We start from the raw sequence: 14,778 nt of genomic DNA, 5'->3' as shown, positions 1-14,778 counted from the left end.
TTTGAATACGTTGATATCATTGATGTTCACATTTATGCCACAGAATATTCGCAAGATGTACACAATTATTGTGATAGTTATCACACAAAATCTGTTATAGTTAAAACAGAAAGAAAAAAGCTTTCTGTTATATATTTTTATTAAATCATGAGGTGATTATAATGGAAAAAGTAGAAACAACTAATTATTGGGAAGGCTTTAAAAATGGATCTTGGCAAAAAGAAGTAAATGTTCGTGACTTCATCTTAAAAAACTTTAATCCGTATTTCGGAGATTCTACATTTTTATCAGGTCCGACATTAGAAACTACACAATTATGGGAACAGGTAATGGAATTAAGTAAATTAGAAAGAGAAAGAGGCGGTGTTTACGATCTAGATACAGATATCGTATCAACGATTACTTCTCACGGTCCTGGTTACTTAGATAAAGCAAAAGAAAAAGTAGTCGGTGTTCAGACAGATGTACCTTTCAAACGTTCATTCCAACCTAATGGTGGTATTAGAATGGCAGTTCAAGCTTGTGAATCTTATGGCTATAAAGCAGATGAAGAATTAGAAAAATTCTTTTCTGAACATCGTAAGACACATAATGCTGGAGTATTTGATGCCTATACAGATGAAATGAGATTAGCAAGAAAAGCTGCTATCATTACTGGTCTTCCAGATGCTTATGGCCGCGGAAGAATTATTGGCGACTATCGCCGTGTTGCACTATACGGAGTAGACTTCTTAATCAACGAAAAACAAAAAGACAAAAGAGCTACAAGTTCCGTTATGAGTGAAGAAACAATTCGATTAAGAGAAGAAATTTCCGAACAAATTCGTGCATTAAATGAATTAAAAGAATTGGGAGCAAGCTATGGATTTGATTTATCAAGACCAGCAGTAAATGCTCAAGAAGCTTTCCAATGGGTATATCTTGGCTATCTTGCAGCAATTAAAGAACAAAACGGTGCAGCGATGAGCCTAGGACGCGTCTCTACATTCTTAGATATTTATGTAGAAAGAGATTTAGAGAACGGCACTTTAACAGAAAAAGAAGCTCAAGAAATTGTAGATCACTTTATTATGAAGCTTCGCCTTGTAAAATTCGCTCGCACACCTGACTATAATGAATTATTCAGTGGAGATCCAACATGGGTAACTGAATCCATTGGTGGTATGGCTAATGATGGAAGACCTTTGGTAACAAAGAACTCTTTCCGCTTCCTTCATACATTAGATAATCTAGGACCAGCTCCAGAGCCAAACTTAACGGTTCTTTGGTCTACTCAGTTACCCGAGAACTTTAAAAAATTCTGTTCACAAATGTCTATTCAAACAAGCGCTATCCAATATGAGAACGATGATATCATGAAACCTCAATGGGGTGATGATTACGGTATAGCATGCTGTGTTTCCGCAATGGAAATCGGTAAGCAAATGCAGTTCTTCGGTGCCCGTGCTAACCTTGCGAAATGTTTATTATATGCAATCAATGGTGGTAAAGACGAGAAATTTAAAATTCAAGTTGGTCCTAAATTCGCGCCAATCACTTCTGAATACCTAGACTATAAAGAAGTAAGCGAAAAATTCGACAATATGATGGAATGGTTAGCTGGACTATATATTAACACATTAAACGTTATCCATTATATGCATGACAAATACAGCTACGAAAGAATAGAAATGGCTCTACACGACACAGAAATCCTTCGTACAATGGCTACAGGTATTGCTGGATTAAGTGTTGTCGCTGACTCATTAAGCGCAATTAAACATGCGAAAGTAAAAGTTATTAGAGACGAAAGTGGTCTTGCTGTTGATTTTGAAACAGAAGGCGATTTCCCTAAATACGGAAACAATGATGATGCAGTTGATAGTATTGCAGTTGGTATTGTTGAAAGCTTTATGAAAAAATTACGTAAGCATCAAACGTATCGCAATTCTATGCACACTATGTCTATCTTAACAATCACTTCTAACGTTGTGTATGGTAAGAAAACTGGTAATACACCAGATGGACGTCGTGCAGGAGAACCATTTGCTCCAGGAGCTAACCCAATGCATGGTCGTGATACAAAAGGAACTTTAGCATCTCTATCTTCTGTTGCTAAATTACCTTACGATTATTCATTAGATGGTATTTCAAACACATTCTCTATTGTACCGAAAGCACTTGGTAAAGAAGAAGATGTACAAGTAAATAATCTAGTATCAATCTTAGATGGCTATGCAACAAAAGCTGGTCACCACTTAAATGTTAACGTATTTAATAGAGAAACATTATTAGATGCAATGGAACACCCAGAATTGTATCCACAATTAACCATTCGTGTATCTGGATACGCAGTTAACTTTATTAAATTAACACGTGAGCAACAACAAGACGTTATTAGTCGAACTTTCCACGAATCTATGTAATTTAATGTTTGGAAGAGGGATTTTTCCTAATCCCTCTTCCCTACCTCTTACAGTATTACTTCAAAATTCCGTGGGTCTATTATAAGGAGGAAATAATCATGAACGGCAATATACATTCAATTGAAACGTTTGGAACGGTAGATGGTCCTGGTATTCGCTATGTAGTGTTTACACAAGGCTGCTTACTTCGCTGCCAATTTTGTCATAACGCAGACACTTGGGAAATTGGTACGGGGAAACAAATGTCGGTTATGGACATTATTAATGATTTAAAAACATACCTTCCTTTTATCGAACCTTCTGGCGGAGGTATTACTGTAAGCGGCGGGGAACCATTATTACAAATTCCATTTTTAATCGAGTTATTTAAAGAATGTAAAAAACTCGGCATTCATACAACCATTGACTCTTCTGGCGGTTGCTATTCAAAAGCCCCTTCTTTTCAAGCACAGTTAGACGAATTAATGAAATATACGGATTTAGTTTTACTCGATTTAAAACATATTGACCGTAAAAAACATATTAAACTAACAGGAATGGGCAATGATCATATTTTAGATTTCGCCAATTATTTATCAAATAAAAAAATCCCTATCTGGGTAAGACATGTATTAGTCCCAACTATTAACGATACAGAAGAAGACTTAACAAGACTAAGTGATTTTATTGCCACATTAGAAAACGTGGAAAAAATCGATATTCTTCCCTACCACAAATTAGGTGTGTATAAATGGGAAACACTAGGACTCGAATATCCGCTACAAGGAATCGAACCACCTACCCAAGAATCAGTTGATTTCGCTACTACTATTTTGAATAGAAGTTTTTAATTCTATATTACACTGAAAATAAGGAGGAGGCTGGGACAAAACTAAATAGCCAACCTGTAAAGACGAACAATCCTTAATTTAGCTCTTAAATAAAGGCTACTCTTTCATGCTAGTTATTTATGATTTTAAATATAGTCAGTGTAAAAACTAATTCGTTTTTAAAGATTGTTTTTCTATAAACTATTATGGAAATAGAAGTGTATTCAGGCTGCGGATAATAACACCATCTTTACTGAAACAGCCTTTTATAAACCAATATAAACCCGAACAATCATATGAACTATCGTATGGTTGTTCGGGTTTATCTATGGCTGGAATACTTATGTCCCAGCCTCCTCTTTTTTTCCACAATTCTACTTAAGCGTTTCTTGATGCAAATGAAGGATATGGTGGTAGTATTGGTGGATGTGGTAATGACAGCGGCTACGATGATATTGGTGGTTTCGGTAATACCGATGGCTGAATAATGTTTCTATTTCTTCCAATCGCTAGTTCATATTCAAATGAAAAAGGGATATTTAATACTACAAATTTAATATCAAACCCAAAAACTCTAAACATTTACTCCCCTCCTCTTGATTTTATACAAGTATATAAATTAATTCCATTTACATACTTTGTCCCTGCATTATAGACTATGCAAAAAATGAGGACATGTTTGTGCATAGTAATTATATTAGTATAGAAATATTAATAACCCTCATCTTTTTTCCTTCTATTAATATCTCTCTCAATTAAAATCTATATTTCAAAACAAAAAGAGGTATCGATAATAGGTAGATACCTCTTTTCCAACAGTTGTTGAAGATTAAATATGCAATTTTTACAAACATTCCTATTACAAAGTAATAACTATTATGCTTTCCACCACTCGTCAAACATGGATACTGGAACTTGTCGCTTATGCTCTGTTACTAAATAACGCGCTTCTATTTTTTCAGCTACCTCTGGACTAACTTCTTTTCCTTCTAAATAATCATCTAGTTGATCATATGATATTCCAAGTTCTGTTTCATCAGCTTGTCCTGGTTTATTGTCTAATAAATCTGCTGTAGGAACTTTTTGATAAATTGCTTCTTCTGCATTTAATTCTTTTAATAGTTGCTTTCCTTGTCTTTTGGATAAGCCTGTTAGAGGGAGAATATCTGCACCACCATCACCATATTTTGTAAAGAAGCCTGTAACAGCTTCCGCTGCATGGTCAGTACCAATAACAAGTAAATTCTCTTGTCCACCAATTGCATATTGAGCAATCATGCGCATTCTAGCCTTTACATTTCCTTTATGATAATCCGATAATGGCATTTCGCTCATTGCATCAAATACTTCTTTTACGCCATCGACTGGAGTTTTCACATTAAACACATATTCTTTATCTGCTTTGATAAATTCTAATGCACGCTTCGCATCTGCTTCATCGGCCTGAACACCATATGGTAGTCTTACCGCATTAAAGGTTGCGTCATATCCTTCCTCGCGTAATTGTTCCACCGCAAGTTGTGCTAATTTCCCAGCTAATGATGAATCTTGACCACCACTGATTCCTAATATAAATCCTTTTGCTTTTGCCTTTTTTGCATAATCCTTTAAAAATTGGACTCTTTTTTCAATTTCCTCTTTCGCATTAATTTCAGGTTGGACATTTAAATCTTTCATAATTTTTTGCTGTAAGCTACGCACCGTTTTTTCCTCCTTATTTTCGATTTTGAATGGATACCTTTACCTTCTCTAAAAGATTCATTTTATTTTCCCAACATAATGGGCTTAAATCTACAGGGTATTCTTCAGGATTTAAGGAACGCTTATATTCATCCCAAAGTATTTCTAAGCTTTGCTCAGAATATTTTTGAATCGTATAGATATCGGGGGTTTCGTATACTAATTTCCCATTTAAAAATACATCTTGGTGAATATCTACTGCAGTAAAATTGGTAACGAATTTGCTAATATACGTATGCGTTGGATGGAACATCTTTAAACGCTCTTCCGTTTCTGGATGTTCTGATTCTAAACAAATATAATCTCCTTCTGACTTCCCATTTATATCGTTTATAATTCGATATACCCTCTTTAGCCCAGGTGTAGTCACTTTTTCTGGATTGCCACTAATTTTTATCGTATCTTGCATCCTGCCATCTTCATCTTCTATGGATACTAGTTTATAAACACCACCAAGAGCTGGTTGATCATAAGCAGTTATTAATTTCGTGCCAATTCCCCATATATCAATTTTTGCACCTTGTGCTTTTAAGTTAATGATCGTATATTCATCAAGGTCATTACTTGCAACAATTTTTGTATCAGTAAATCCTGCTTCATCGAGCATTTTCCTCGCTTCCTTCGATAAATAAGCGAGGTCTCCACTGTCTAAACGAACACCGCGAAAATTAATGCTGTCTCCTAATTCTTTCGCCACTTTAATTGCAGTTGGCACACCAGAACGCAAAGTATCATAGGTGTCTACTAAAAACACACAGTCCTTATGTCTTCTTGCGTATTTATGAAAAGCAATATACTCTTCGTGATAGGCCTGAATCATGGAATGGGCATGTGTTCCTGAAATAGGAATGCCAAATAGCTTTCCTGCTCTAACATTCGAAGTAGAACTAAAACCACCGATAAAAGCTGCTCGTGTCCCCCAAAGGGCAGCATCTAACTCATGGGCACGTCTGCTTCCAAACTCCATTGCAATTTCATCGCCAATCACATTTTTGATTCTTGATGCCTTGGTCGCAATCAATGTTTGGTAATTCACAATGTTTAAAATAGCTGTTTCTACGATTTGTGCTTGAGCAAGTGGAGCTTCTATTCTCATTAATGGTTCATTTGCAAAAACAACTTCGCCTTCTTTAACAGAACGCAAGCTTCCGGTAAAACGTAAATCTCTTAAATGAGCAAGAAAATCCTCTTTAAATCCTTCTTGTCTTAGATACTCAATATCATCTTCTGAAAAATGGAGATTCTCTAAATACTGGATCACTCTCTCTAGTCCTGCAAAAACAGCATAGCCATTATGAAATGGTAATTTTCTAAAATACACCTCAAAGACTGCATTCTTTTCTGCAATACCATCTTCCCAGTATGTTTCTGCCATATTAATTTGGTATAAATCAGTATGTAACATTAAACTGTCATCTTTATAATTAAAACTCATTATAATCCTCCTGCAACCCTTAAACGACTAAAGGATCCTTGCTCCTAGTACATTTTTAAAGTGTTCCAATGCCCACTGATGGCCAATTTCATTAAATGTTGCCACGGCATTTTCATATATATGGATATTATACCCATGATTATAAGCATCCACAGCGGTATGCAATACACATATATCTGTACAAACGCCAACTAGATAGATATCTTTAATCGATCTTTCTTGTAATTTTATATGTAAGTCAGTGCCAGCAAAAGCACTATATCTAGTCTTATCCATCCAATAAACATTGGTTAAATCTTTATTATCTTCATATATTTTGTGAAGTGTTCCATACAACTCTCTTCCCTTTGTTCCAGCTATATTATGAGGTGGGAAAAGCTTAGACTCTGGATGATAGGGATCATTTAACGTATGCAAATCAATTGCAAACACAGTATAGTCCCCATTTTCGATAAAATCCTCTGTGATTTTCACAATTTCTTTTTCTATTGCAATGCCAGGTTCTCCACATGGTAAATTGCCCTCTACAAAATCAAAAGTGTAATCAATATTAATTAGAGCTTTCATTAAATCCCCCTTCATTTCCACCAAAGATATAAGACGAATTTGCCAAGTTTGTTTTTATCTGAACAAGTGTGAGTAAACCTTATATATGCTGATATTTAATGCAATAATTAAGAGATATCTTACATATCTGCACCAAATACAAAAAATACATCCAGTTCAGTCGCAAAACAAATTTATGAAAACATCCGCCATTATATTTAAACTATCCTTTATTATACCATTCATTTTATTTTTTCCTATTGTAAATACTTAATTCTTCTGATTTTATTAAAATAAGAGCGTCTACATTTTATGAGATGGTAAATAATCACATTTTTATACAAATTACTATAAAATTGTCATAAATATTTCATAATCTCGTTTAAAATTCTACTATAGTCCCAGTTGCAAATTGCTTTTTACTACTGATTTCGATATAATTTTATTGTTCACTAATAATGAGGTGTATAAATGATTGATTTATTATTAGACTTTACGTTTTTTCCTAGTTATCAAACGGTTTACTATACATTTTTAGTAGGTCTAGTACTGAAGTATTTATGGGATTGGAACATAAAGACCACGATTCAGCAGGAATTCTTTGCTACGGAACAGAAATTGTCTTTAGATGTTTCGATCACAACAATAAATATGAATGTTCAAAAATATAATACTCCTATTTTGCACTGGATTGTTAAAAATATCCGCAAAAGAATAGAGAGTTCTCACGATGATCCTGAAAAACCTAATTTCTCCATTGTTATCTAAATTATTAACTAACAATTTGGAGGAATTACATTGAGAAAATTATCAAGAAATACATTATTAATCATGCTATTAAGTTTATCAACTATTTTACTAAGTGCTTGTTCATCATCCACAACAGGAAATAATGATGGGTTTTTCCATAAAATATTAGTAGAACCTTTCATTGCGATTATTCACGGGACTGCTGATGTCTTTGCTGGAAGCTATGGTCTTGCGATTATCCTTATCACATTAGTGATCCGCTTAGTCCTTATGCCATTAATGCTGAAGCAATATAAAAACCAACAGCAAATGAAAGTGAAAATGGAGCGAATTAAACCTGAAATGGATGCCATCCAGAAAAAAATCAAAAGCACGAAAGATCAAAAAGAACAGCAAAAACTGCAAATGGAAATGATGGATTTATACAAAAAGAATAACATTAATCCCTTAAATATTGGTTGTTTACCTATGCTTATTCAAATGCCAATTTTAATGGGCTTCTATTATGCGATTCGCGGTTCTCAAGAAATAGCTAGCCATTCCTTCTTATGGTTTAATTTAGGTCAATCTGATCTTATTTTAACTGCACTAGCAGGAATTGTTTATTATCTGCAGTTTAGAGTTTCACAAAGCACAATGACACAAGAACAACAAAAGCAGATGCGTATTATGGGCTTACTATCTCCTGTAATGATTGTTATGGTATCGTTAAATGCACCAGCAGCTTTACCACTATATTGGACAATCGGTGGTATATTTCTAATCTTCCAGTCCTTGTTAGGAAGAAAGCTATATCCACCACAGGCCAATAATGCAAAAGTAGTTACAGAGAAATAATGAAAAGGGACAAATTTTACTTGAAGATATTTCAGTAAAATTTGTCCTTTTTACGTTCATTCTAAAGATAACACTTCTTTATAAGACTAAAGCAAGTTTCCATCCAGCTAAACAGAATAAAATCCCCCCTAAAAAGGTTCCTAAAGAATAAAGGAAAAAACCTCCATTTTTCTTTTCTTTCATTAAAGTTACAGCCTCAACAGCTAATGTTGAAAAGGTTGTGTAGGCTCCCAAGAACCCAACTGCTAATAAAAAATAAAAACTGGTATATACCTTCAACCCGACTACCAATCCTAATAGGAACGATCCACTAATATTTACAATCATTGTTGGAATTGGGATTCTTGATTGTATTCTTTTTTTCAATTCATTTATAAGTGCAAATCGGCTGATGGCACCAAGAAATGCCCCAATCCCGATAAATAGTAGGTTATTAAGCATTTGATCTACTCCACTTTCTTTCTCCCAATTTTAATCCCATTAATGCAAAAATAAATCCGAATACAGCACTACCAACTACATAGCCACTTGCAAGCAAATAATTCCCAGCAGCTAATAATTGAACAGTATCCATGCTAAGTGTTGATAAGGTTGTAAAAGAACCAATCATCCCTGTTCCGATTGCTGTTGCGTATGCTGATTTAATCCTTTGTTTTTTGATAATTGCACTGGTGAACCAGCCTAAAACAAATGAACCAATGATATTTATTACCATTGTCTGTAATGGGAATTCATATGGAAAGGGCAATTGTCCAACTAAATATCTTAGTATACTCCCTATCACTCCACCAATTCCGACATAAAAATAACTCATTTATTATTCATCCTTTTGACTATTATTAAAAAAAGAATTAAGAAATGGGTGATGCATGTAAACACAAAAAAAGATGTCTCTGCATGATTATCGTTATGTTAAGGAGGGGATTCTGCTTGCCATTTTGTCCCCCTCTTACACAACTGAATTGTTCATTTAAGACATCTTATGTTCTTATAGCGTTTGAAAGTAATCCTTGTAAAAACCACCGACTTTGCCGGTATTATCAACTACAAAGTAAAATTCCTCTGTTTCGTTTTTCACTTCATAATCTTTTCCTACAGTTAACACTCTATTAACAATGTATTTACTTGCATCGGTATGTATACATTTTACTCTTTTAATGGATTGTTTATTTTCCCAATTTTGATGTATCATTTCTGTGCTCCTTTCATTCTAGTACTATCCTAGTATAAAGGGAAACCGATACATAGTGCAACATGTTCTCATTATGAAACTAAATTCTCTTTTTCCTTTACCATCCATTTGATCTTAATTTTTTCAAAAGTAAACCATTTTCCGGTATCTGCTTGTAGGAAAGTCACATAGCAAACGCCATTTATCCAATCTAAGCGTTTGAAATCCATTGCATAATAGGATGTATGCTCATACTTGATAGCATATAAATTATTATGTTCTTGAATATACATATTATGACCTTCTTTCTGTGATGTCGATAGTATTCTATACCACAGGAAGAGTGTCCATTAAACCAAAAGAGTTATTATATTAGAAATATTTTTTATGACTGCTTCTTTCTATATGCTCGCCAATTGCCCTCTGTTATTTCTTTTTTCAGCATTTCTTCTTGATTACAGACATATACAAATGCCTGCCAAGTTTCAGTGTCCTTATATACCGTTACTACTTTCCGCTCATAGAGATTATCCTTTCCTTCAGGCTCATAATATTCAAATTCATCAAGTATGGGTAATTCTTCTAATGGGACTTCGTATAATTCGCCATATACTTTTTTATGATCATCCATGATTAAAAAGGGATATTCTAAGCTAGCATCATATAATTTACCGTAAATCCAAACGTCTTCAGCAGTACATGAATAATTAGTCATCATATAATGATTCACTTCATTCTTTAGCAAGGATCCATATACAAAAACTAGTACTATGTCTTTCATGATCTACTCCTTTCTTTTTTGTAAATAATTACATGGAAAAGTTATATAAGTATAAAAAGAATACAGGTGGTTTCTTATGTGAGAAACCACCTGTATCTGTATATTATTATGCTTCAAACAACAAGGATTCGGGATCCTCTAGTAATGCTTTAATTCGTGCAAGGAAGGTAACTGCTTCTTTCCCATCGATAATTCGATGATCATAGGACAGTGCAAGATACATCATTGGGCGATTTTCCATTCTTTCTGCATCAATTGCAACAGGTCGCAATTGAATTTTATGCATTCCGAGTATTCCAACCTGTGGTCCATTAAGGATTGGAGTAGATAATAAGGAGCCGAACACACCACCATTTGTAATGGTAAATGTTCCACCTTGTAAATCGCTTAAGGAAAGTTTATTATTTCTTGCTTTATTAGCAAAATCTAAAATTTCCCCTTCCATTTCAGCGAAGTTTTTACGGTCCGCATCTCTTAATACTGGTACAACAAGTCCTTCGTCTGTTGATACAGCAATACCAATATCATAATATTTTTTCAATACGATTTGGTCGCCTTGAATCTCCGAATTTAATAGCGGTGCTTTCTTTAAAGCTGCTACAACAGCTTTTGTAAAGAAAGACATAAATCCGAGCTTCACATCATTCTCTTTTTGGAATGCATCTTTCCTACGATTTCTGAGTTCCATAATATTTGTCATATCTACTTCATTAAAAGTAGTAAGCATTGCTGTATTTTGTTTTACTTCTAATAATCGATTAGCGATAGTTTGTCTTCTTCTTGTCATTCTAACTCTTTCTACTCGGTTATCCGTTTCAGCAGCAGGAGTTGATGTTGCTGCTTTTGGAGCTTGTGCTGGCTGAGCTGGAGCAGCTGCTTTCTTTTGCTCAAATGCTGCTACATCTTGAGCTCTTACTCTTCCTAATGGGTCATTTGTTTGGACAGCTGCTAAATCAATTCCTCGTTCACGAGCCAATTTGCGAGCTGCTGGAGAAGCAATCGGAAATTGTTTCGTAACTGATGGGTCTTCTTGCACCTTAGGCTGTTCTGCTTGTGAAGCTTCTGTTTTTTCCTTTGGAACACTCTTTTCTTCTGCTGCTTCCACTGCCTTTGGCTGTTCAACTGCCGCTCCTTGCGCATTTACAATCGCAATTGTTTCGCCGACTTGAACAGTATCTCCTTCATTTGCTTTTAATTCTTGAATAATGCCACTTTCTTCTGAAATAATTTCCACATTTACCTTATCTGTTTCTAGTTCAACAATATAATCGCCCTTTTCTACGTACTCCCCTGTTTTCTTCAACCATTGGGCTACAGTTCCCTCTGTAATTGATTCAGCTAATTCTGGTACTTTAATCTCTGCCATTTTATTTTTCCCCCTCAATTCATTCCATTGTCAATGCTTCATTTACAATTCTTGCTTGATCTTTACGATGAACATTTGGATCCCCTTCAGCAGGACTTGACCTTCTTCTTCTACCCACATATTGTAAGGAAATGGTATTTGGAATAAGCTTTCTAATTCTTGGTTCCATAAAACTCCATGCCCCCATATTTTTTGGCTCCTCTTGCACCCAAACAATCTCTTTTAAATGAGGAAAACGCTGAATAATTTCTGCTAGTCTTTCTTCTGGGAATGGATAAATTTCTTCGACTCTTGCAAGATGAATGGCATCCAAGTTTGCAAGATTTTGATAAGCTTTATACAAATCAATCGAAACTTTTCCTGTTGACAGAACTAGTCGAGTAACGGCTTCTGGATTTTCCTTTCCATTTTCGACTTCTAAAATAGATTGAAAAGCTCCATCACTGAATTCTAAACCATTTGAAGCAACATCTGCATTACGCAACAAGCTTTTTGGTGTCATGATAACTAGTGGACGAACTTCTTCTTTTTTAAGGATCGCTGCCTGTCTTCTTAAAATATGAAAATATTGAGCGGATGATGATAAATTTGCCACTGTCCAGTTATTTTCTGCTGCTAAAATTAAGAATCTTTCTAATCTTGCACTTGAATGCTCTGGTCCCTGTCCTTCATATCCGTGTGGAAGAAGCATAACTAGACCAGATTTTTGTCCCCATTTTGCTCTTCCAGCTGCAATAAATTGGTCAAACATTACTTGAGCAGCATTTGCAAAATCGCCAAATTGCGCTTCCCATAGCACAAGTGTTTCTGGCGCATGAACATTGTAACCGTACTCAAATCCTAAGACAGAACCTTCTGACAACGGACTGTTATGAACAGCGAAGGAAGCCTTTGCAGTTGATAAGGTATGCAATGGTGAATACTGTTCTCCTGTCTGATAGTCATGTAGGATGATATTACGATGGGCAAAAGTACCGCGTTCGGAATCTTGACCAGATAAACGAATAGGAGTACCATCCTCCAGAATCGTAGCAAATGCTAACGTTTCTGCTAAAGACCAATCAAATTTGCCATCTCCCTCTAATGCATCATTTCTTCTTTTTAAAACTTTCCCTAATTTATCAAAAATTTGAAATTGAGGAGGATAAGAAAGCAATTCTTTATTAATTTGTTTCAATTGTTCAATCGGAACAGCTGTATTTATTTGCGGTAGCTGTCGTTCCACCGAATTAGGTGGATTTGTAATGATTGGATCCTCGTGCTGCTTCGGTACTCTTTCATGTGCTTCTTTTAATTTTCCAATCACTTCATCTCTGATAGCTTTAACGTCATTTTCTTGAATAACATTTTCTGTAACTAACTTTTCGCCATATAGCTTTGTAATGGTAGGATGATCATGGATTAACTTGTACATTAATGGATTAGTTGTCATTGGTTCATCCATTTCATTATGGCCATATCTTCTATAGCCAATTAAATCGATTAAGAAATCCTTTTTAAAGGTTGCTCTGTATTCACATGCGAGCTTCGCAGCTTTAATACAAGCCTCCGGATCATCAGCATTAACATGAATAATAGGAATTTCAAACCCTTTCGCTAAATCACTAGCATAGCGAGTGGATCGAGAATCACTAGATTCAGTCGTAAAACCAATGGTATTATTGGCAATGATATGAATGGTACCGCCAGTGCGATATCCTTTTAATCCTGTTAGGTTTAATGTCTCAGAAACAATCCCTTGCCCTGGAAACGCTGCATCCCCGTGGATTAAGATCGCTAAAGATTTGTTAGAATCCTCTTCTGGAAATCCAGGTTTCGTTCTATCATCCTGTGAAGCTCGTGTAAATCCTTCTACTATAGCACCAACAAACTCTAGATGACTCGGATTATTTGCAAGTGTTAAGCGGACATTCGATACGTTATTCGCTTTAAGGTGACGATCTAAGCCTAAATGATACTTAACATCTCCTGTCCATCCAAAGCTGATTCCAATAGATCCTTCAGAAGGAACTAATTGTTTATTAGGAGCATGCTGAAATTCAGAAAAAATCATTTCATATGGCTTTTCTAATACATGTGCTAAAACATTCAATCTACCTCTGTGTGCCATTCCTATATTGATATTTTGTGCTCCATTGATAACTGATTCTGAAATAATTTCATCAATCAACGGTACCATTGCATCAAGACCTTCAATAGAAAATCGCTTTTGCCCGACATACGTTCTATGTAAAAAACTTTCAAATTCCTCTACTTCTATTACCCTTTTTAATAATTTTTTCTTTAATTCTTTATGACATGCTGGTTTGAGGCTTCCAGATTCTACTTTTGCCTGTAGCCAATTCTTTTCTTTAATATCATTAACATGATAGTATTCAAACGCAATCGTCTTCGTATAAATATCTTTTAAATACTGAACAGCCTCAAAGCCATTTACTACATGCTTTGGTGCATCTGGACAAATTAAAGAGGCTGGTATTTTTACTAAATCATCTTTTGTAAGACTAAAGCGAGAAAGTTCAAATAAATCATATTCCCGTTTATGGTCATTTAATGGATAGATATCTGCCGCTAAATGTCCATACGCCCTTATCTTATTTACTAATGTAACTGCTGCAATAATTTTTTCAACTTGAACCTCGGATTGTAAAGATAAATGATTTGTGCTAGTTTGTTCTTGATGATCAATCGGGGGTCCCCATTGATCAAAGTGCTTTTTCATTTCTTCATCAACTGAATTCGGATCTTGAACGTATTGCTCATAAAGCTCCATTGCAAGCCCTAAATTTGGCCCGTAAAACTTTGGTTGGTATGAGACTGTACCATCAGATGGCTTCTCCATGAAAATTTCCCTCCACCACTTTTAATATCATTTTTATCTTCCCTTTGTTATTGCACCATACACCTTTTATTGAAAAAACTTTTTTAAAACGTTTAC

General features: G+C 35.0%; 15 protein-coding genes. 4 read left to right on the top strand and 11 right to left on the bottom strand.

The genetic code is table 11. The annotated features are described in order from the left end of the window. The first annotated feature begins 161 nt into the window (after nucleotides 1-161). Together pflB and pflA are read left to right on the top strand one after the other, a co-directional pair. Nucleotides 162-2,405: a formate C-acetyltransferase gene (gene pflB / locus AB3U99_RS12160; protein WP_400247873.1), complete on the top strand. Its 2,244-nt coding sequence runs from the start codon at nucleotides 162-164 to the stop codon at nucleotides 2,403-2,405. A 98-nt stretch (nucleotides 2,406-2,503) separates the two neighbouring features. Beyond that, a complete protein-coding gene (gene pflA, locus AB3U99_RS12155) occupies nucleotides 2,504-3,235 on the top strand; it encodes a pyruvate formate-lyase-activating protein (protein ID WP_400247871.1) in 732 nt (243 codons plus the stop codon). Nucleotides 3,236-3,658: 423 nt separating this feature from the next. Here pflA and AB3U99_RS12150 read toward each other — a convergent pair whose 3' ends face one another. The 4 genes from AB3U99_RS12150 to AB3U99_RS12135 all read right to left on the bottom strand — a co-directional run bounded on the left by AB3U99_RS12150 (nucleotide 3,659) and on the right by AB3U99_RS12135 (nucleotide 6,956). Continuing rightward, nucleotides 3,659-3,796 carry a hypothetical protein gene (locus AB3U99_RS12150; RefSeq protein WP_400247870.1) on the bottom strand — a complete coding sequence of 46 codons (138 nt, stop codon included), beginning with the start codon at nucleotides 3,794-3,796 and terminating at the stop codon, nucleotides 3,659-3,661. A 294-nt stretch (nucleotides 3,797-4,090) separates the two neighbouring features. Beyond that, on the bottom strand, nucleotides 4,091-4,891 hold the full coding sequence (gene nadE, locus AB3U99_RS12145; protein ID WP_400248051.1) for an ammonia-dependent NAD(+) synthetase: 801 nt from the start codon (nucleotides 4,889-4,891) through the stop codon (nucleotides 4,091-4,093). Between the two features lie 37 nt (nucleotides 4,892-4,928). Then, the gene (locus AB3U99_RS12140) at nucleotides 4,929-6,389 is read right to left on the bottom strand and encodes a nicotinate phosphoribosyltransferase (protein ID WP_400247869.1); all 1,461 of its coding nucleotides are present in this window, start codon (nucleotides 6,387-6,389) and stop codon (nucleotides 4,929-4,931) included. A 27-nt stretch (nucleotides 6,390-6,416) separates the two neighbouring features. Then, a complete protein-coding gene (locus AB3U99_RS12135; protein ID WP_400247867.1) occupies nucleotides 6,417-6,956 on the bottom strand; it encodes a cysteine hydrolase family protein in 540 nt (179 codons plus the stop codon). A gap of 450 nt (nucleotides 6,957-7,406) precedes the next feature. Here AB3U99_RS12135 and AB3U99_RS12130 point away from each other — a divergent pair, with 450 nt between their 5' ends. Together AB3U99_RS12130 and yidC are read left to right on the top strand one after the other, a co-directional pair. Then, nucleotides 7,407-7,703, top strand: coding sequence for a hypothetical protein (locus AB3U99_RS12130; protein ID WP_031538735.1), 297 nt, complete (start codon nucleotides 7,407-7,409; stop codon nucleotides 7,701-7,703). A gap of 30 nt (nucleotides 7,704-7,733) precedes the next feature. Further along, nucleotides 7,734-8,522, top strand: coding sequence for a membrane protein insertase YidC (gene yidC / locus AB3U99_RS12125; protein WP_400247866.1), 789 nt, complete (start codon nucleotides 7,734-7,736; stop codon nucleotides 8,520-8,522). Between the two features lie 78 nt (nucleotides 8,523-8,600). On the opposite strand, the gene AB3U99_RS12120 is transcribed toward yidC, so the two are convergent. The 7 genes from AB3U99_RS12120 to sucA all read right to left on the bottom strand — a co-directional run bounded on the left by AB3U99_RS12120 (nucleotide 8,601) and on the right by sucA (nucleotide 14,682). Continuing rightward, complete coding sequence (locus AB3U99_RS12120) at nucleotides 8,601-8,963, bottom strand: fluoride efflux transporter FluC (RefSeq protein WP_400247864.1); 363 nt, start codon at nucleotides 8,961-8,963, stop codon at nucleotides 8,601-8,603. After that, nucleotides 8,956-9,336: a fluoride efflux transporter FluC gene (locus tag AB3U99_RS12115; RefSeq protein WP_400247863.1), complete on the bottom strand. Its 381-nt coding sequence runs from the start codon at nucleotides 9,334-9,336 to the stop codon at nucleotides 8,956-8,958. Before AB3U99_RS12115 ends, AB3U99_RS12120 begins: the two co-directional genes overlap by 8 nt. A gap of 174 nt (nucleotides 9,337-9,510) precedes the next feature. Continuing rightward, on the bottom strand, nucleotides 9,511-9,714 hold the full coding sequence (locus AB3U99_RS12110; RefSeq protein ID WP_400247862.1) for a DUF6501 family protein: 204 nt from the start codon (nucleotides 9,712-9,714) through the stop codon (nucleotides 9,511-9,513). Nucleotides 9,715-9,785: 71 nt separating this feature from the next. Further along, entirely contained in the window at nucleotides 9,786-9,986 is a 201-nt protein-coding gene (locus AB3U99_RS12105; protein WP_400247861.1) for a hypothetical protein, read from the bottom strand. Nucleotides 9,987-10,078: 92 nt separating this feature from the next. Then, nucleotides 10,079-10,474, bottom strand: a complete 396-nt coding sequence (locus AB3U99_RS12100; protein WP_400247859.1) for a gamma-glutamylcyclotransferase — start codon at nucleotides 10,472-10,474, stop codon at nucleotides 10,079-10,081. A gap of 106 nt (nucleotides 10,475-10,580) precedes the next feature. Beyond that, nucleotides 10,581-11,840, bottom strand: a complete 1,260-nt coding sequence (odhB, locus tag AB3U99_RS12095) for a 2-oxoglutarate dehydrogenase complex dihydrolipoyllysine-residue succinyltransferase (RefSeq protein WP_400247857.1) — start codon at nucleotides 11,838-11,840, stop codon at nucleotides 10,581-10,583. 19 nt (nucleotides 11,841-11,859) lie between these two features. Next, entirely contained in the window at nucleotides 11,860-14,682 is a 2,823-nt protein-coding gene (sucA, locus tag AB3U99_RS12090) for a 2-oxoglutarate dehydrogenase E1 component (protein WP_400247856.1), read from the bottom strand. Between the last annotated feature and the right edge of the window lie 96 nt (nucleotides 14,683-14,778).

The organism is Niallia tiangongensis, from assembly GCF_044704065.1.
Classification (GTDB): domain Bacteria; phylum Bacillota; class Bacilli; order Bacillales; family Cytobacillaceae; genus Niallia; species Niallia tiangongensis.
Note: the sequence above shows the minus strand (reverse complement) of the source record. Positions and strands in the feature narration are given on the sequence as shown.